Origin of the sequence: Rhodococcus triatomae, assembly GCF_014217785.1 — a bacterium.
GTDB classification, from domain to species: Bacteria; Actinomycetota; Actinomycetes; order Mycobacteriales; family Mycobacteriaceae; genus Rhodococcus_F; species Rhodococcus_F triatomae.
On sequence record NZ_CP048814.1, the window covers coordinates 2961976 to 2978058 of the forward strand.

The following is a 16083-nucleotide window of genomic DNA, read 5'->3' on the forward strand; positions in this document are numbered from 1 at the left end:
GTGAGCCCCGCCGACCGAGGTCGGCGGGGCTCACGCGTTGCGTGTCGGGTATCCGAAAGAGTTGGTGCTCAGACGATGTCGATGCCGTCGAGGAGCCGTTCGGCGAGTGCCGTATCTCCGGAGAGTCGAATATCGCAGTCCCGCCACGATTTTCGCGTGGTCGACCATACCGGTAAGTCGGTCGTGAGCCCGCGGATCGTGGCAGGTGTCGTCAGTCCGGGCTCGGCCGAGACCCGTAGGCGACCGTCACCGGCCGGCTGTACGGACCACCTGCCTCCTCCTGGCCCCTCGAGGGCGAGGGTCAATCGATCCTCCAGCCATGCCGTCGAATCGGAGCCCATCTGTTCCAGCGCCTGCAGAATCCACGAGACGACCAGGTTCATCCGCGCGTCGTCGCTGGGAGCGGGCGCTCGCCCGAGCGCCTCTGCGATGTCGTAGCGCACGTGGGTGTGCCAGTCGAAGGCGAAGACCGCGGGAAACGACTCCACGCGATAGCGGCCGAGTTCACCGAGTGGTACCCGGATCGCACCGACCCCCGGCACGCGGGAGGCGCGCAACAACGTCACCGTCCGTCCACTCCACGTGGCAAACTCCGCGAGCGTTCGATCGGCCGACCACGACGACCGGCGACGCACCGGCGCCTCGTTGGTGCTCTCCAGATCGTTCGAGGACAGCAACGCCCACAGGGCGCCGGGGGAGAACATGCCGCGGCACGTCGCACCGAGATGGGCCACCACGTCCCGAACCGACCAGCCCGAGGCCAGGCTCGGCGCGTTCCACTCGGCATCGTCGAAGGTCGAGCAGAACGCGAGGAGGTCGCGGCGCTCCGCGTGGAGGGCCGCGGCGAAGTCGCGTGTGGTCATGTATGCATCCCCTGTGAGCGGTTTTTCCGTTACGTGAGGTTACGGCAATAGTCGATTCCGTCCATAGGCGCCCGGCGATGGCTCCGTCGCCGAAATACTGGAAGGGCACCAGCCGCCGGAGGGAGCGATCGAATGAACGACGTCATCGAGCAGATCAGAGCGGTCAGCCGGTCGGTGGGCTCCGAGCAACTCGAGGTGGGCAGCGCCCGGACGATCACCCTCGCCCAGCACTTCGATGCGCCGGTCGACCGGGTCTGGCAGACCTGCACGACGCTCGAGGAGATTCCGCGCTGGTTCCTCCCGATCGCCGGTGATCTGGAACTGGACGGGCGCTATCAGCTCGAGGGCAACGCGGGGGGCCGAATCCTCACCTGCGATCCGCCGCACGGCTTCACTGCCGGTTGGCAGTACGGCAACGACGACAGCACCATCGAGGTCACGTTCACCGAGGACTCCGGCGGCACCCTGGTCCAGCTGGTGCACGCCGCCGAGATCGACGAAGATCTCTGGACGCGGTACGGGCCGGGCGCGGGCGGAATCGGGTGGGACATGACGTTCCTCGGACTGGCCACCTACCTGCGTACCGGCCGGCCGGTGAGCCCGGCGGAGAGCGCCCGATGGGCACGGTCCAACGACGGCCGCCAATTCGTGGCGGTGAGCAGCGATGCCTGGCGCGAGGCGAGTGTCGCTTCCGGTACCCCGAAGAAGGCGGCACGCCAGGCCGCCGACCGCGCCACCATTGCCTATACGACGATCGAGGAGTAGCCCGTCACGGGACTCGAAGTGCGGGTCGATCACGAGGAGGACGGAGGTCATGACCGAGCTGGGTGGACAGACAGATTCGGATCGCTCAGGAGCGGGGTGACTTCGACGACCTCCCCGAAGCCGTCCGCGGGCTCACTGCCGAGCGCGACGTCCGGGACGCCGTCACCGAACTCGATCATCAGATCGCCGACTGGATGTGGGTGCGCGCTACCGTCGTTCCCATGGCACAGGCATGGGCAGTCGAACACGGGGTTTTCGCCGCCGCAACGGTCGCGACGGTCGTCGGGGGCGTCACCGGCAACGAGCGACTGCAACAGATCGCGAAACCTCTGCTCGCCCCGTCGCTGGCGGTGCGGGTTCTGCGGTGCCGTCGCGACACCGACCCGGCCGACACGGCTCTGCTGGTCGCCGGCCTGGCCGCCGCGACGGTCGGCGACGTGTTCATGATCGATCCCGACGAGGACGCCCGCCTGGTGGCCGGCGCCTCGTCGTTCGCCGTCATGCAGGCGAGCTACATCGGGCTGCTCACGCGTCGCGGCGCCCGGCCGACACCAGCTGCCGCTCTGCCCCGGCTGGCGAGTTGGGCCGGCGCGTCCGCGCTCCTGCGGGCCCGATCCCGGCCGGTGTCGGCGCCACTGACCGGCTACGGGCTGGCCCTCGCGACGACATCGACCCTCGCCGCCGACCCGGCCCTCGCTCCGGGCGCCACCGAGGTGGCGGGACTGCCGCTCCCGAACCGGGACCGCCGGAGCTGGCTGGGTCTCGGCGGCTTCGCGTTCCTGCTGTCCGACGGCATCATCGTCGGCCGTCGGGTGTTGCTGCGCGGCGCACGATCGCGGGCCGCAGCCGAGGGCGCCGTCCTCGCCACCTACGCCGTCGCGCAGCTGCTTCTGGTCGAGGGGATGCTGGCGCTGAGCCGGCGACGCCGAGGTTCCGGATCCCGAGTCACGGGCACAGCATGATGCGGTCGCGGTCGCCGGGATCGACCAGCACGGTCACCACCTGCCCACTGACGAACCGCGCCCGATCCTCGCGCCGCACCTCGTAGACGATCCTGCCGGAGTAGCTCGCGGATCCGGGCACCGTCAGGTCGAGGTCCAGCTCGGTCAGCTCGCCACCGTCCACGGTGCGGCGCAACGGCGTGGCCCGTGCGATCCGGGCCCACCCCTCGATGCCCCGGCGTTCGAGTCGACGGTCGGCGCGAGAAGGCCGACCGGAGAGCATCATTCCGATTCCCAGCGCCGAGCCGTAGCCGGCGAGGAGCCCGATGACCTGGTACGGCGTGGTTCCCGGCGGGGAGTGCGGAAGCAGCCACGACGACCACAGCGCCAGCACGATCACGTATCCGGCCGTGATCGCGGCGACGGTGCGTGCGATACGCCGATGATTCATCGAGGGCCTCCTCACTCAGGGTAATCCCGGGCGGAGCCCGTGCCCGGGGACGCGGCTAGAGTGCTGGGACGGCTGTCGAGACTGCGGGAGGTATGCCGAATGGCGTGGCGTCGGAGGACGGGTATGTGTCTGGTCGCGGGTGCGGCGCTGGTGGTGGCCGGTTGCTCCGGCTCCACGGACGAGGCGGCTCCGACCACCGGGACCACCGCCGCGACGACCACCACCGCACCGGCCACCACGACGACCACGGTCGATCCGACCACACCGAGCGCCCCACCGACCACCACCACCGAGGCGCCCACGACGACGCTCGTGGACCTGGTCTACGAGCGCAACGAGTCGTACTACTTCACCTCGCCGGACGGCGGATTCCAGTGCGGCATCATCAAGTTGCCGAACCGTACCGAGGCCGGATGCCAGGGGCCGACCGACCCGATCCCGCCGCGCCCGGACGACTGCATGATCGACTGGGGCAGTGGTGTCCGGGTGGAGGATTCCGGGCCGGGCGCTTTCATGTGCGCCGGTGGGCTCGTGTACACGTCCGGTGATCCCGAACCGGATGCGGTGCTGCCCGCGGGCGCGACGCTGAGCAAACTCGGCTACACGTGCAGCACCACGGCCGACGCGGTGACCTGTGTCAACGATGAGACGGCCCACGGCTTCACGGTCGCGGCGGATTCCAACGAGACGTTCTGACGCGGTGAGCGACGAACCGGGCCCCACCGAGTGGGGCGAGCACCCGCACGGTGTCGGCCCGTGGGCCGACGAGCACGCCGGTCCCGTTCCGGACGATCCGAGGTACGACCCGGAGCTCCTCGCTCACGGAGACAGGCGCAACGTCGTCGATGCGTACCGGTACTGGACGAGGGATGCGATCGTCGCGGACATCGATGCCCGCCGGCACCCCCTGCACGTGGCGATCGAGAACTTCGGGCACGACGCGAACATCGGGACGGTGGTCCGTACGGCCAACGCCTTCGCCGCCGCCGAGGTGCACATCGTCGGGCGCCGTCGGTGGAACCGCCGGGGTGCGATGGTCACCGACCGATACCAGCACGTCCGTCATCATCCGGACGTCGCCGCGCTCACCGAGTTCGCCCGTGACGAGGGTCTGACCGTCGTCGCCGTCGACAACACTCCCGGCTCGGTACCGCTCGAGACTGCCCGGCTGCCTCGCCGGTGCCTCCTGCTGTTCGGTCAGGAGGGCCCGGGAGTCACCGACGACGCACGAGCGGCCGCGTCCACGACCGTGTCGATCGCACAGTTCGGTTCGACGCGGAGCATCAACGCCGGAGTCGCGGCGGGCATCGCGATGCACACCTGGATCCGGCAGCACGCGGACCTCGGGCGAGCGTGGTAGACAACACCTGCGGATTTCCCGTCGAGTAGGCAAGATCGACTCATGTGTCCTGTGTGGTCCCGCCGTGCCGATGCCGCGGAGGCGGCGATCGTCGGCCGGCATCTTCGTCGGCTGTGGGCGATGCCCGGAACCCGGCTCGGCGTCGTCGCGTGGCCCGCGGTACGACGTGAACGGGTTTTTCTCAGCTGGCACTACTGGTGGCAGGCGCACCTGCTCGACTGTGCGGTCGACGCGTACCACCGCGAGCACACTCCCGAACGTCGCCGCCGGATGGCGCATCTGGCGCGGGGGCACCGCATCCGCAACCTGTCCGGCTGGACCAACCGTTACTACGACGACATGGCCTGGCTGGGACTGGCTCTCGAGCGGGCGCAGCGGGGAGCGCCGTTCGGTCGCAGGCACGCGGTCGACATCCTCGCGAACCAGGTGTTCGACGCCTGGGATCCGGGTCGCGGCGGTGGCATCCCCTGGCGCAGGGGTTCGGACTTCTTCAACGCGCCGTCCAACGGGCCCGCCGCCATCCTGCTGGCCCGGACCGGCAAGGTCTGGCGGGCCGAGGCGATGGCGGACTGGATCGACGCGAACCTGCGCGATCGGCGCAGCAACCTCGTTCTCGACGGTGTCCGGCCGAACGGCGACCTCGACCGCGCCATCTACACCTACTGTCAGGGCGTGGTGCTCGGCGTGGAGACGGAACTGGCCGTGCGGACGGGCGCGGAGCGACACCGTCACCGGGTCCACCGTCTTGTCGCGGCCGTCGACCACCACCTGGCCTCGTCCGGGGTGATTCGCGGCGGGGGTGGTGGGGACGGCGGTTTGTTCAGCGGGATCCTGGCCCGCTACCTCGCCTTCGTCGCCACCGTGTTGCCGGGGGAGTCCGAGGCCGACGTCCGAGCCCGGGGCACGGCCGCGGCGATCGTGCTCGGGTCCGCGGACGCGGCCTGGCGCCACCGGCTCCAGGTGGAGGAACTGCCGTTGTTCGGCCACGACTGGTCGAAGCAGGCGCGGCTACCGGGTCTGGGCGAGGGCATCGCGAGCTTCACCGGTGGATCGGTGCGCTCGTCGGACATCCCCGAGCGGGATCTGTCGGTGCAGCTGTCCGGATGGATGCTGATGGAAGCGGCGCACAGCGTGGCGTCCGCGGGATTCTCCGCCGGTTCCCGGCGGTCCGACGATTCCGGCCGGTTCTCCGACGCCGACTGACGCGCCGGGATCACCGCGCCCCGGATCAGGTGGTGGCGACCTCGTCGACCACGACCTCGTCGATCGGCCTGGCCATCTCCTGCCGGTACTGCCGGACACCGACGACGGTGCCCACCACGAGCATCGCGACGAGCGCGAGCAGGATCACGGGGAGCAGCCACGGGGCGCGGGACAGGTAGCCGCCGGCGTAGAAGCCGGCCAGCAGCAACACCGGAGCCCACACGATCGCGCCGAGCGTGCTCGCCACCGTGAACTTGGTGTGGTTCATCCGGGCGGCCCCCGACACGAGGGGGCACAGCGTCCGCACCCACGGGATCCAGCGGGCGACCAGGACGGCCCAGAAGCCGTGCCGGTCGAGCAGGGTGTTGACCTTGTGCAGGTTCTCGGCCGTGAGGTACTTCCCGCCGCGGCGCGCGAGGATCCTGTCTCCGGCGCGATGACCGAGCCGGTATCCGACGTGGTTGCCGCAGATCGCGGCGATCATCGCCCCGAAGGAGAGCGCCCAGACGTGCCCCGCGCCCGAGGTATGGGTCGACAGCACGATCCCGGCGGTGATCAGCATGGAGTCGCCCGGCAGGAACAATCCGAGGATGACGGCGCATTCGAGGAACACGAAGGTCAGCACGATCGCCCAGACCAGGGCGGGCCCGGCGGACTCGAACGGTCCCAGGCCGGCGGCAGAGATCATCACCGGTGCGTGGTCGCTCCCGCTCAGGATGTGGTGTCCGAGGGAGCGGCCGGCGCCGAGGCATCGACCGTGGCGACCTGTGGCGTCCTGTTGCGGCGCGCGGCGAGGAAGCGTTTGAACACTTCGGACATGATCGGCAGGACCGAGACCAACACGATGAGGATGAAGATGACGTCGATGTTGTCGCGGATGAAGGCGATGTTGCCGAGGAAGTAGCCCAGCAGAGTGACACCCGCGCCCCAGAGGACGGCGCCGATGATGTTGAACGACACGAACACCGGGTAGCGCATCCGGGAGGCACCCGCGACCAGCGGTGCATACGTACGCACGATGGGGACGAACCTGGCCAGGATGATGGTGATCGGCCCGTACTTCTCGAAGAACTCGTGCGACTCGTCGATGTACTTCTTCTTGAAGAGCTTGGCGTTGTCGTCCTTGAACAGCTTCGCTCCGCCCTTCTTGCCGATGAAGTAGCCGCACTGGTCGCCGAGGAACCCGGCGACCGGAATGAGGATCAGCAGCAGCCAGATGGGTGCGAACGGGTTCTCCTGTGCCGACAGTAACCCGGCGGTGAACAGCAGCGAATCGCCCGGTAGAAGCGGGAACAGCAGGCCGGATTCGATGAAGACGACCAGCAGCAGGCCGCCGAGCATCCAGTTGCCGAAGGAGTTGAGCAGGTTGACCGGATCGAGGAATCCCGGCAACAGGGCAAGGTTGCTCACAGTGTCGGATGCTGCCTGGATACTCACGCAGGACAGACTACCGGGATCGCGGAGTGGCGGCGGAAAGGTGCAGGTCCGTGCTGCCGAAGCGCTGCGACGGGTCCGAGGAAGGCGCACACTGGGCAGGTGAGGGGAGACTCCTCGGGGCCGTCTTGACATACTGCAGGGACCAAGCGCCGCGTCTGGTGATCACAGCGCGTGCCGAACCGAATCGTTTTGGAGGATTGCCACCGTGCCAATTGCGACTCCCGAGGTCTACGCCGAGATGCTGCAGCGGGCCAAGGAGCACTCGTTCGCGTTCCCTGCCATCAACTGCACCTCCTCGGAGACCATCAACGCCGCCATCAAGGGCTTTGCGGATGCCGGCAGTGACGGCATCATCCAGTTCTCGACCGGTGGTGCCGAGTTCGGCTCCGGCCTCGGTGTGAAGGACATGGTCACCGGCGCGGTGGCCCTGGCCGAGTTCGCTCACGTCATCGCCGCCAAGTACGACGTGACGATCGCACTGCACACGGACCACTGCCCCAAGGACAAGCTGGACGGCTTCGTCCGGCCGCTGCTCGAGATCTCGCAGGAGCGGGTGAAGGCGGGCCGCAACCCGCTGTTCCAGTCGCACATGTGGGACGGCTCGGCCATCCAGATCGACGAGAACCTCGAGATCGCCCAGGATCTGCTCGCGCGCGCCAAGGCCGCGAACATCGTCCTCGAGGTCGAGATCGGTGTCGTCGGCGGCGAGGAAGACGGCGTCGAGGCCGAGATCAACGACAAGCTGTACACCTCCCCGGAGGACTTCGAGAAGACGGTCGACGCCCTCGGCGTCGGCGAGAAGGGCAAGTACCTGCTGGCCGCGACGTTCGGCAACGTCCACGGCGTCTACAAGCCGGGTAACGTCAAGCTCCGCCCCGAGGTGCTCGAGCTGGGCCAGAAGGTGGCCACCGAGAAGCTGGGGCTGGCGGCGGGCTCCAAGCCGTTCGACTTCGTCTTCCACGGCGGGTCCGGCTCACTGAAGTCCGAAATCGACGATTCGCTGAAGTTCGGCGTGGTGAAGATGAACGTCGACACCGACACCCAGTACGCGTTCACGCGTCCGGTGGCCGGGCACATGTTCGCCAACTACGACGGCGTCCTCAAGATCGACGGCGAGGTAGGCAACAAGAAGGTCTACGACCCGCGTAGCTACCTGAAGAAGGCAGAGGCATCGATGACCGACCGCGTCGTCGAGGCCTGCAACGACCTGAAGTCGTCCGGCCGCTCGGTGTCCGCCAGCTGATATCGGTCGCAGAAGTGCAGGAGGGGCCCGCCGCAACCGCGGCGGGCCCCTCCTTCGTTCGTGCGACGCTCCTGCGACGAACACCGGGTCCGGGAACTACTGCGGGTCGCAGACCTTCCACTGATCGTCCACCCGGGCCAGATCGAACGTCCGCCAGGACTGCTCGCCCGGAGTCGCCGCGGTCTGGGCGGGGACCTGGGCGATCGCGACGTCACCGGTGATCTCGATGGCGTCCACCGGGCCGACCACGGGCACGTTCTGCTGGGCCACCGCGGCGCGGTGCACCGTGGCGAACTCCTCCTCGGTCAATCCGTTGTAGTACTCCGCGAGGCTGCCACAGGTGGTGGTGCGCAGCGTCTCGAGGTCGCCGTCGCCGAGCGCAGTGACGAACGTGTCGATGGAGGTCTGCACCTGCGCCTCGGGCGAATTCGCCGTGCGGTGCTGATTCACCAGCACGATGCCGGTGACGCCGAGTGCGATCAGCACCACCAGCCCGGCGACGGAGGCGGTGATCACCCAGCCACGCTTCCCCCCGGAAGGCCGAGGTTCCACCCGGGTCGGGGATTCCTGGGTACGCGGAAGTACCCGCTCGGGTGCCGCCTTCTGCGCCGGGAACGGAGCGGGGGCGGGCCGTGCAGGACGGGGTGGCTGCTGGACCGGACGCGGCTGTGCCGGTTGCGCCGGCCGGGGAGGCGGCGGTGTGGCGCCGCCGGCGAGTGGAATCGCCGCCGTCTTCTCCTCCGATGGCGGTACCTCGCCTTCGGGCCCGGCTGCCTTCGCGGCGTCTGCCGGGATACGCGTCGTCGCGTCCACCGGACGCGGGGGTGGCGGTGAGGTGGGCAGCGCCACCGTCTCGGCGTCGTCGGCGGATGTCGTCGGTGCAGTCGACCCCGCCTCGGGTGCTTTCCGGGTCGGCTTCGCCTCGGGTGACGTCCGGGGGCTCTCGGGAGACTTCGCCTCGCCCTCCGGCTTCGGCGCCGGCACGGACGAGTCCCCGGTGACGTCGATGGCCTGGGTCTCGGCCTCGCTCGCCTCCGGCTGGGTCTCGCCGGCCGGGCCCGTGCCGGCCGATTCGGCCGCGGTGTCTTCAGGATCCTGCAACGGGCACCTCTCGATGTGCGCAGCGGTCAACTCGAAGGGAAGCCTAGCGGGGTTTCGTGTCCGCACCCCGTAGGCGTCCGTGTCGTGGCCGGGACGTCCGCAGCCACGGTCGGCATCCGCGGCGAACGGGCACGGGGCACAATAGGCCCATGACGTCTTTCGGTGACCTGCTCGGACCCCAGCCCGTTCTGCTTCCGGGTGACGACGATGCGGAATCGGCCCTGCTGAACCACGAGGACCCGAAGAAGGTGGCGGCGGACCATCCGACGGCGTCCGTCGCGTGGGCGTACCTCGCGGAAGCTGCCTTCGACGGTGGCGAGGTGATCACCGCGTACGCCTATGCCCGTACCGGCTACCACCGCGGCCTGGACCAGCTCCGCCGCAACGGATGGAAGGGCTTCGGCCCGGTGCCGTACAGCCACGAGCCGAATCGCGGCTTCCTGCGGTGCGTCGCGGTACTGGCCAGGGCGGCACAGTCCATCGGCGAGACCGACGAGTACAGCCGCTGCCTCGACCTGCTCGAGGACTGCGATCCGCGGGCCGCCGAAGAACTCGGCCTCGGCTAGCTTGAGCTCGGCGGGGAGTTTCGCGGAGGCGAGGGCGCGGGGCCGGCAGCGGCTCCGCTCTTCGGCGCTGCGCCTGCGCATCTCCGCGTTGCCGATCCTCCAGTGCGCGCTCGCCGCGGCCGGGGCGTGGTGGGTGGCCACCACGGTCGTCGGTCACGAGCGTCCCTTCTTCGCGCCCATCGCGGCCGTCGTGTCCCTGGGTCTGTCCCTCGGTGCCCGGACGCGCCGGTCCTTCGAGCTCGTCCTCGGCGTCGCGGTCGGTGTCGGGATCGGCGACCTGCTGATCTCGGTGATCGGTGGGGGAACCTGGCAGATCGCCGTCGTCGTCGCGCTGGCGATGGCCGCGGCGGTACTCCTCGACAGCGGGCCGATGATCGCGATGCAGGCGGGAAACTCGGCGGTTCTCGTCGCCACCCTCATTCCGCCGGGTGACAACGCCGGCATCGACCGCATGGTCGATGCCTTGATCGGTGGGCTGGTCGGTATCGCCATCGTCGCGATCGTCCCCACCCATCCCGTGGGCCGGGCCCGGCGGGATGCCGCCGTGATTCTCGGTTCTGCCGGTGAGGTGCTGCGGCTCGTCCACGAAGGGCTGCTCGCGAACGACGACAAGCCGATCGTGACGGCATTGCAGAAGGCGCGCGCGACTCAACCGGCCATCGACACGCTGCGCGAACACGTGGCGGGTGGTTGGGAGATCAGCCGGATCTCGCCGTTCTACTGGAACACCCGCCAGCGGCTCAGCCGGCTCGCCGCCGTCGTCGACCCCATCGACAACGCGATGCGCAACATCCGGGTGCTCGCGCGGCGGTCGTTGTCGCTGGTCCGCGACGACGAGATCCTCGACCCGCGACTGGTGAACCAGGTGGGCCAGGTGGCGGACTCGATGGAGGTGCTGCGCCGGATGGCGCTCGCCGATCCCGGCGAGCAACCCGACCAGGCGGAGGCGGCCCGGGTCCTGCGGTCGGTCGCGGCCGAGGTGAAGCCCGAACTTCTCGAGGGAGCCGGGGTCTCCGCGACTGTGGTGTTCGCCCAGATCAGGTCGATCCTGGTGGACCTGCTCCAGGTGGCGGGGCTCAAGCGGATCTCGGCCATCGCGACCCTGCCGCCGACGGTGGACAACCCCGCGTATCCGCCGGAGCGGTAGCTGCCGGGGTACGGCAGGAATCGGGGGAGACGCTTCCCGGCTCCGAATCGACGGTCTTGATCATATGCATGGTTGTGCATATGATCGGCGGAGTTCGGAGGGAGCAACGACGCCATGGGTGCAGGACACGGCCATTCGCACGGCCACACCGGTGTGACACAGGCAGGGCCGACGAAGGGGCGTATCCGACGGATGTCGATCGCCCTCGGCGTCATCGGGGCATTCCTGGTCCTCGAGGCCACGGTCGCGATCATGATCAACTCGCTGGCCCTTCTCGCCGACGCGGGGCACATGCTCACCGACTTCGTCGGGCTGTCCATGGGCCTCGTCGCGCTGATCCTCGCGCGGCGCGGCAGCAGCAAGGCCGCCCGGACCTTCGGTTGGCATCGCGCCGAGGTGCTCACGGCGATGGGGAACGCGCTCCTGCTGTTCGCCGTCGCCGCCTGGGTGTTCTACGAGGCGATCGAGCGAATCGGCGATCCGCCCGAGATTCCGGGCGCGATCCTCATGGTCACCGCTGCAGCCGGGCTCGCCGCCAACATCGTCGTCATGGTGATGCTGCGCGCCGATTCCAAGGACAGCCTCGCCGTCCGCGGCGCCTACCTCGAGGTGCTCGCCGACGCGGTCGGCAGCGTCGGTGTCCTCGTCGCCGGATTCCTGGTGCTGGTGTTCGACTGGTCGTACGCCGACGTGGTGGTCGGTGTGCTCATCTCGCTGTGGGTGGTTCCGCGGGCCGTGCGCCTGGCCGCGGCATCGCTACGGATCCTCACCCAGGCCTCGCCCGCGACCGTCGACGTCGAGAAGGTGGGCGCCGATCTGGCCGCCGTCCCGGACGTGACCGGGGTGCACGATCTGCATGTGTGGACGCTCACCACCGGGATGGACGTCGCCACCGTGCACCTGACCAGTGACGGTGACGCCGCGCCGGTTCTCGAGCGGGCGCGCGCGGTTCTCGAATCGCACGGGCTCGAACACGCCACGGTGCAGATCGAATCCACCGCGCACGGGCGCCGTTGCGAGCAGGACGTCACGTGGTGACCGGAAATACGTCGCCGCCGCGTGCCCGCGCCGTCTAGCCTCGCTCTATGGCTGAACCCTATTCCCGCGTGTTCTTCGGTGACCGGATCGTCGACGCCGATCAGGCGAAGCTGGGCGTCGCGACGTCCGCGATGCTCTACGGCCTCAGCGTCTACACGGTCTTTCCGGTGCAGGTCGACGGCGGCACTCGCTCGGTGTTCCGGCTGGCCGATCACTTCCAGCGCCTGGTGGAGTCCTGCAAGATCATCGGCATCGACCGGTTCGCGGGTGAGTGGGACTTCGAGCGGTTCGCCGCTGCCACCCGTGAGCTCGTCGCGGAGAACGACCCGCAGCGGGACGTGTTCGTGCGAGCCAGCGTGCACGTGGACGAGTCGATTCCCGGTACCCGCGTGCGTGGCTGCGGGATCACGGTCAGCATGTTCGTCTACGACGCCGTGCCGATCGTGCCCCAGGACGGGATGCGCCTCAAGACCAGCCAGTGGCGGCGGATCCCGGACGACGCCATCCCGTCGCGGGCGAAGGTCAACGGCGCGTACGTGAACTCCGTGCTGGCGAAGCAGGACGCGATCGACGCCGGGTACGACGACGCGATCTTCCTCGACACGCAGGGCCACGTGTGCGAGCTCAGCGCGGCGAACATCTTCCTCGTCCGGGGCGGCACCGTGGTGACCCCGGACGTCTCCTCCGACATCCTCGACGGCATCAACCGCCGCACCATCCTGACCCTGGCCGCCGAGGACGGGATCCCGGTGGTCGAGCGGGCCGTCGATCTCACCGAGTTGTACATCGCCGACGAGGTGTTCGTGACCGGTACGTCGGCCGGAGTGTCGCCGGTGATAGAGGTGGACGGGCGTGCCGTCGGCGACGGACGTCCGGGCCCGATCTCGGGGGCGCTGCGGAAGCGCCACACGGCGGCGCTGCGCACCGATGTCGAGCACGGGTGGGTCACCCCGATCTGAGCTGCTGGGTCACCCCGATCTGAGCTGCTGGGTCACCCCGATCTGAGCTGCTGGGTCACCCCACGTCGCTGGGCGAAGGGACCATTCGACCGGACAGATCGGCTGAAGGCCACCTTCACCCAGGAGGAGAGCCCGCGGAGGGAGCCGGCGGAAGGAGCCGGCGGGAGGTGCTGCGGGTGGGCGCCTGCGGGGAGGAGGGGCGAGTGGGTCACCCGGCGCGGAGAGTGCGTGTCACACCCTGGCCGGGTCGCCACAGTTGCACGCCGATCTTGTCGCCGTCCTCGATGGTGGTGAGGACGGCCTCGTCGAGGTCGAGCACGAAGACGTGGCATTCGCGGATCTCGGGTGGATAGTCGGCGACGACGGCCTCCCACTCCGGTCCGTCGAGCTCGCGGGCGCGGCCGGACACCTTCGCGTCGCCGCCCTCCATCGTTCCGTCGCCGGTATGGGCGTGGACGGCGTAGCGCGGGTCGCGCTGCAGGTCCCGGGCCTTCCTCGCGCCGAGCATCGATCCGAGCATGAGATCGACGTCGCCGAACTGCACCTCGGTGCCGCTCACTCGTGGCGATCCGTCGCGGCGCAGCGTGGCGAGGACGTGATGTCGATGCGCCTCGAACCGGGCACGGATCGCCGCGGCCAGTTCGGGTGCTTCGCTGTCGAACTGTTTCCAACTGGTCATGGACAAAGTCTGCGCGGCAGTCACTGACATCTTCTGTCAGTGATTTTCCGGCCTCGGGGACTTCCGGACCGGAAGGATTTCTAGACTCGGAGGATGCGGTCCAGTCGGCTGGTCGAGATCATGCTGCGCCTCGAGGGCGGGCGGGGCACCACCGCGAGCCGGCTCGCCGATGCTCTCGGCGTCTCGATACGCACCGTCTACCGGGACGTGGCGGCTCTGTCGGCAGCCGGGGTTCCGCTGTACACCGAGAGCGGGCCCGGCGGCGGGATCCGGCTGCTCGACGGCTGGCACTCGCGGCTGTCGGGGATGACGGACACCGAGACGTCGGCGCTGATGCTGCTGGGAGTGCCCTCCGTCGCGGAGGATCTGGGATTCGGCGACGCGGCGTCCGCGGCGGGCACCAAGCTGCTGGGCGCGCTGCCGGTTCCGTTGCGCGCGGGTGCGCAGGTCTGGCGCGAGCGCGTGTACGTCGACGCGCCGGGATGGTTCCGCGGCCGAGAGGACGGCGGGGCGCTCCCGACGGTCGCCTCCGCCGCCCTGGGCGGCCGGCGGTTGCGGATCGAGTACACGCGCGGCGACGACACGAGCTGCCGTGACCTCGAACCGCTCGGTCTGGTGGTGAAGGCGGGCACCTGGTATCTCGTTGCCCGGAATCGGAGCCGGATCCTGTCCTATCGGGTGTCGCGGATCGCGTCGGCGACGGTCCTGGACGACGAGGTGGTGCGTCCCACGGATTTCGCGCTCGGCGAGTGGTGGGACGAGCACACCGCACGATTCGACCGCTCGCTGCTGCGTTACGACTGCCGGGTCCGCCTGTCGCCGCGAGGGTGGCGTCGGCTGCCCGACGTCGTCGGGATCGAGGCCTCGCGGGTGCAGCCCGGCGAACCCGATGCCCAGGGCTGGGTGAGCGTGGATCTGCGGCTCGAGAGCGAGGAGGTTGCCGCCGACCAGCTGATCGCACTCGGCGACGGGGTGGAGGTGCTCGCCCCGGCAGCGTTGCGGGTGGCGCTGAGGGCGGTGGGCGAGGCCGTCGCCCACCGCCACGCGTAGCGGGAATCAGATCCTTTCGATGATGGTGGCGTTCGCCAGTCCTCCTGCCTCGCACATGGTCTGCAGTCCGTAGCGGGCTCCGCGCTGTTCCAGCGCGTGGACGAGGGTCGTCATGATTCGCGCGCCGCTGGCGCCGAGGGAGTGCCCCAGTGCGATCGCGCCTCCGTGCACGTTCACCCGGTCGAGGTCCGCGCCGGTCTCGTGTGCCCAGGCGAGGACGACGGGCGCGAACGCCTCGTTGACCTCGAACAGGTCGATGTCGGACAGGCTCAGTCCGGATCGTTCGAGCACCTTGCGGGTGGCGGGGATGATTGCGGTGAGCATGTAGAGCGGGTCGTCACCGGCGACGGCGAAGCTGTGGAGGCGGGCCCGTGGGGTGAGTCCGAGTTCGGCGGCTTTCTCGCTGGTCGTGAGCAGCAGGGCGGCGCTGCCGTCGGACAGCGGGCTGCTGTTGCCCGCGGTGATCGACCAGTCGATCTGCGGGAACCGCCGCGCGTATTCGTCGGAGTGGAACGACGGCAGCAGTGTGGACAGTGTCTCGACCGACGTGCCGGGGCGGACGGTCTCGTCCACGCCGAGCTGCGGCAAGGTCAGTAGTTCCTTGGCGAACAGCCCGTCGTCTGCGGCTGCGGCCGCCTTGTGGTGGCTGGACGCGGAGAACTCGTCGAGCCGGGCGCGGGGCAGCTGCCAGCGGGCGGCGATCAGTTCGGCGCTGATTCCCTGGGGGACGAGGCCGTCCGGATACCGCGCCTCGAAGCGTTCGCCCATGCTCTGTCGGCCGACGACGTTGGTGCCCATCGGTACTCGGGACATCGACTCCACCCCGGCGACCGCGACGACGTCGTACGCGCCGGCGAGGATTCCCTGGGCGGCGAAGTGCACCGCCTGCTGACTGCTGCCGCACTGGCGGTCGACCGTGGTGCCGGGAACGGCTTCCGGGAATCCCGCGGCCAGCAGGGCGGCGCGGGTGATGTTCTGGCCCTGTTCCGAGGCCTGGGTGACGCATCCGCCGACGACGTCGTCGATCACGGTCGGGTCGATCCCGGTGCGTTCGATCAGTGCCGACAGGCTCTCGGCCATCAGGTCGATCGGATGGATGTCGTGCAACGCGCCCGACGGCTTGCCCTTGCCGACCGGGGTGCGTACTGCCTCGACGACGACTGCGTCCCTCATGGCATGTCCCTTCCGTTCGTCGATGGATGCATCGACAGCTGGCTATGCATTTCCGTAGTCAGAACCCTACGATCTGACTATGCCAAATGCAAGTCAGGTAGGCTGGG

The 16083-nt window shown here is 69.2% G+C and carries 18 protein-coding genes; 11 read left to right on the plus strand and 7 right to left on the minus strand.

What is annotated here, in order from left to right; translation table 11 throughout:
* Positions 1–68: 68 nt before the first annotated feature.
* Entirely contained in the window at positions 69–863 is a 795-nt protein-coding gene (locus G4H71_RS13910) for a maleylpyruvate isomerase N-terminal domain-containing protein (protein WP_072739386.1), read from the minus strand.
* Positions 864–995: 132 nt separating this feature from the next.
* Here G4H71_RS13910 and G4H71_RS13915 point away from each other — a divergent pair, with 132 nt between their 5' ends.
* On the plus strand, positions 996–1628 hold the full coding sequence (locus G4H71_RS13915; protein ID WP_072739385.1) for an SRPBCC domain-containing protein: 633 nt from the start codon (positions 996–998) through the stop codon (positions 1626–1628).
* A gap of 221 nt (positions 1629–1849) precedes the next feature.
* Positions 1850–2590 (plus strand): lysoplasmalogenase family protein, encoded by a 741-nt coding sequence (locus G4H71_RS13920; protein ID WP_072739518.1) that lies wholly within the window; start codon positions 1850–1852, stop codon positions 2588–2590.
* Here G4H71_RS13920 and G4H71_RS13925 read toward each other — a convergent pair.
* Positions 2574–3020 (minus strand): hypothetical protein, encoded by a 447-nt coding sequence (locus G4H71_RS13925; protein WP_072739384.1) that lies wholly within the window; start codon positions 3018–3020, stop codon positions 2574–2576. The two genes, G4H71_RS13920 and G4H71_RS13925, sit on opposite strands and share 17 nt — an antisense overlap.
* A gap of 99 nt (positions 3021–3119) precedes the next feature.
* Here G4H71_RS13925 and G4H71_RS13930 point away from each other — a divergent pair, with 99 nt between their 5' ends.
* The 3 genes from G4H71_RS13930 to G4H71_RS13940 are packed head-to-tail and all read left to right on the plus strand — an operon-like array spanning position 3120 to position 5583.
* Positions 3120–3716, plus strand: a complete 597-nt coding sequence (locus G4H71_RS13930) for a DUF6636 domain-containing protein (RefSeq protein WP_072739383.1) — start codon at positions 3120–3122, stop codon at positions 3714–3716.
* Positions 3664–4380: a TrmH family RNA methyltransferase gene (locus G4H71_RS13935; RefSeq protein ID WP_072739382.1), complete on the plus strand. Its 717-nt coding sequence runs from the start codon at positions 3664–3666 to the stop codon at positions 4378–4380. Before G4H71_RS13930 ends, G4H71_RS13935 begins: the two co-directional genes overlap by 53 nt.
* A 42-nt stretch (positions 4381–4422) precedes the next feature.
* Positions 4423–5583 (plus strand): glycoside hydrolase family 76 protein, encoded by a 1161-nt coding sequence (locus G4H71_RS13940; RefSeq protein ID WP_072739381.1) that lies wholly within the window; start codon positions 4423–4425, stop codon positions 5581–5583.
* Positions 5584–5608: 25 nt separating this feature from the next.
* Here G4H71_RS13940 and G4H71_RS13945 read toward each other — a convergent pair whose 3' ends face one another.
* Together G4H71_RS13945 and G4H71_RS13950 are read right to left on the minus strand one after the other, a co-directional pair.
* Positions 5609–6271: a DedA family protein gene (locus tag G4H71_RS13945; protein WP_072739517.1), complete on the minus strand. Its 663-nt coding sequence runs from the start codon at positions 6269–6271 to the stop codon at positions 5609–5611.
* 23 nt (positions 6272–6294) lie between these two features.
* A complete protein-coding gene (locus G4H71_RS13950; RefSeq protein WP_072739380.1) occupies positions 6295–7020 on the minus strand; it encodes a VTT domain-containing protein in 726 nt (241 codons plus the stop codon).
* A 205-nt stretch (positions 7021–7225) separates the two neighbouring features.
* Here G4H71_RS13950 and fbaA point away from each other — a divergent pair, with 205 nt between their 5' ends.
* Entirely contained in the window at positions 7226–8263 is a 1038-nt protein-coding gene (gene fbaA / locus G4H71_RS13955; protein WP_072739379.1) for a class II fructose-bisphosphate aldolase, read from the plus strand.
* Between the two features lie 96 nt (positions 8264–8359).
* Here the strand turns inward: fbaA and G4H71_RS13960 are convergent, their stop codons facing one another.
* Positions 8360–9364 (minus strand): Rv0361 family membrane protein, encoded by a 1005-nt coding sequence (locus tag G4H71_RS13960; RefSeq protein ID WP_139183323.1) that lies wholly within the window; start codon positions 9362–9364, stop codon positions 8360–8362.
* Between the two features lie 149 nt (positions 9365–9513).
* Here G4H71_RS13960 and G4H71_RS13965 point away from each other — a divergent pair, with 149 nt between their 5' ends.
* The 4 genes from G4H71_RS13965 to G4H71_RS13980 all read left to right on the plus strand — a co-directional run bounded on the left by G4H71_RS13965 (position 9514) and on the right by G4H71_RS13980 (position 13074).
* Entirely contained in the window at positions 9514–9930 is a 417-nt protein-coding gene (locus G4H71_RS13965; protein ID WP_072739377.1) for a DUF3151 domain-containing protein, read from the plus strand.
* A 79-nt stretch (positions 9931–10009) separates the two neighbouring features.
* Entirely contained in the window at positions 10010–11077 is a 1068-nt protein-coding gene (locus G4H71_RS13970; protein ID WP_072739513.1) for an FUSC family protein, read from the plus strand.
* Positions 11078–11191: 114 nt separating this feature from the next.
* Positions 11192–12115 (plus strand): cation diffusion facilitator family transporter, encoded by a 924-nt coding sequence (locus G4H71_RS13975; protein WP_072739376.1) that lies wholly within the window; start codon positions 11192–11194, stop codon positions 12113–12115.
* Positions 12116–12162: 47 nt separating this feature from the next.
* The gene (locus G4H71_RS13980; RefSeq protein ID WP_072739374.1) at positions 12163–13074 is read left to right on the plus strand and encodes an aminotransferase class IV; all 912 of its coding nucleotides are present in this window, start codon (positions 12163–12165) and stop codon (positions 13072–13074) included.
* A gap of 208 nt (positions 13075–13282) precedes the next feature.
* Here the strand turns inward: G4H71_RS13980 and G4H71_RS13985 are convergent, their stop codons facing one another.
* Positions 13283–13753, minus strand: coding sequence for a pyridoxamine 5'-phosphate oxidase family protein (locus G4H71_RS13985; protein ID WP_072739512.1), 471 nt, complete (start codon positions 13751–13753; stop codon positions 13283–13285).
* A 93-nt stretch (positions 13754–13846) separates the two neighbouring features.
* On the opposite strand from G4H71_RS13985, the gene G4H71_RS13990 reads away from it, so the two are divergent.
* Positions 13847–14803, plus strand: coding sequence for a helix-turn-helix transcriptional regulator (locus tag G4H71_RS13990; protein WP_072739373.1), 957 nt, complete (start codon positions 13847–13849; stop codon positions 14801–14803).
* Between the two features lie 6 nt (positions 14804–14809).
* Here G4H71_RS13990 and G4H71_RS13995 read toward each other — a convergent pair whose 3' ends face one another.
* A complete protein-coding gene (locus G4H71_RS13995; protein ID WP_072739371.1) occupies positions 14810–15976 on the minus strand; it encodes a thiolase family protein in 1167 nt (388 codons plus the stop codon).
* Positions 15977–16083: the final 107 nt, after the last annotated feature.

What these genes read in the sequence shown, in the direction of transcription:
- G4H71_RS13910 (WP_072739386.1), bottom strand. Translation starts at nt 863, where the DNA reads ATGACCACACGCGACTTCGCCGCGGCCCTCCACGCGGAGCGCCGCGAC.
- G4H71_RS13915 (WP_072739385.1), top strand. Translation starts at nt 996, where the DNA reads ATGAACGACGTCATCGAGCAGATCAGAGCGGTCAGCCGGTCGGTGGGC.
- G4H71_RS13920 (WP_072739518.1), top strand. Translation starts at nt 1,850, where the DNA reads ATGGCACAGGCATGGGCAGTCGAACACGGGGTTTTCGCCGCCGCAACG.
- G4H71_RS13925 (WP_072739384.1), bottom strand. Translation starts at nt 3,020, where the DNA reads ATGAATCATCGGCGTATCGCACGCACCGTCGCCGCGATCACGGCCGGA.
- G4H71_RS13930 (WP_072739383.1), top strand. Translation starts at nt 3,120, where the DNA reads ATGGCGTGGCGTCGGAGGACGGGTATGTGTCTGGTCGCGGGTGCGGCG.
- G4H71_RS13935 (WP_072739382.1), top strand. Translation starts at nt 3,664, where the DNA reads ATGAGACGGCCCACGGCTTCACGGTCGCGGCGGATTCCAACGAGACGT.
- G4H71_RS13940 (WP_072739381.1), top strand. Translation starts at nt 4,423, where the DNA reads ATGTGTCCTGTGTGGTCCCGCCGTGCCGATGCCGCGGAGGCGGCGATC.
- G4H71_RS13945 (WP_072739517.1), bottom strand. Translation starts at nt 6,271, where the DNA reads ATGATCTCTGCCGCCGGCCTGGGACCGTTCGAGTCCGCCGGGCCCGCC.
- G4H71_RS13965 (WP_072739377.1), top strand. Translation starts at nt 9,514, where the DNA reads ATGACGTCTTTCGGTGACCTGCTCGGACCCCAGCCCGTTCTGCTTCCG.
- G4H71_RS13975 (WP_072739376.1), top strand. Translation starts at nt 11,192, where the DNA reads ATGGGTGCAGGACACGGCCATTCGCACGGCCACACCGGTGTGACACAG.
- G4H71_RS13980 (WP_072739374.1), top strand. Translation starts at nt 12,163, where the DNA reads ATGGCTGAACCCTATTCCCGCGTGTTCTTCGGTGACCGGATCGTCGAC.
- G4H71_RS13985 (WP_072739512.1), bottom strand. Translation starts at nt 13,753, where the DNA reads ATGACCAGTTGGAAACAGTTCGACAGCGAAGCACCCGAACTGGCCGCG.
- G4H71_RS13990 (WP_072739373.1), top strand. Translation starts at nt 13,847, where the DNA reads ATGCGGTCCAGTCGGCTGGTCGAGATCATGCTGCGCCTCGAGGGCGGG.
- G4H71_RS13995 (WP_072739371.1), bottom strand. Translation starts at nt 15,976, where the DNA reads ATGAGGGACGCAGTCGTCGTCGAGGCAGTACGCACCCCGGTCGGCAAG.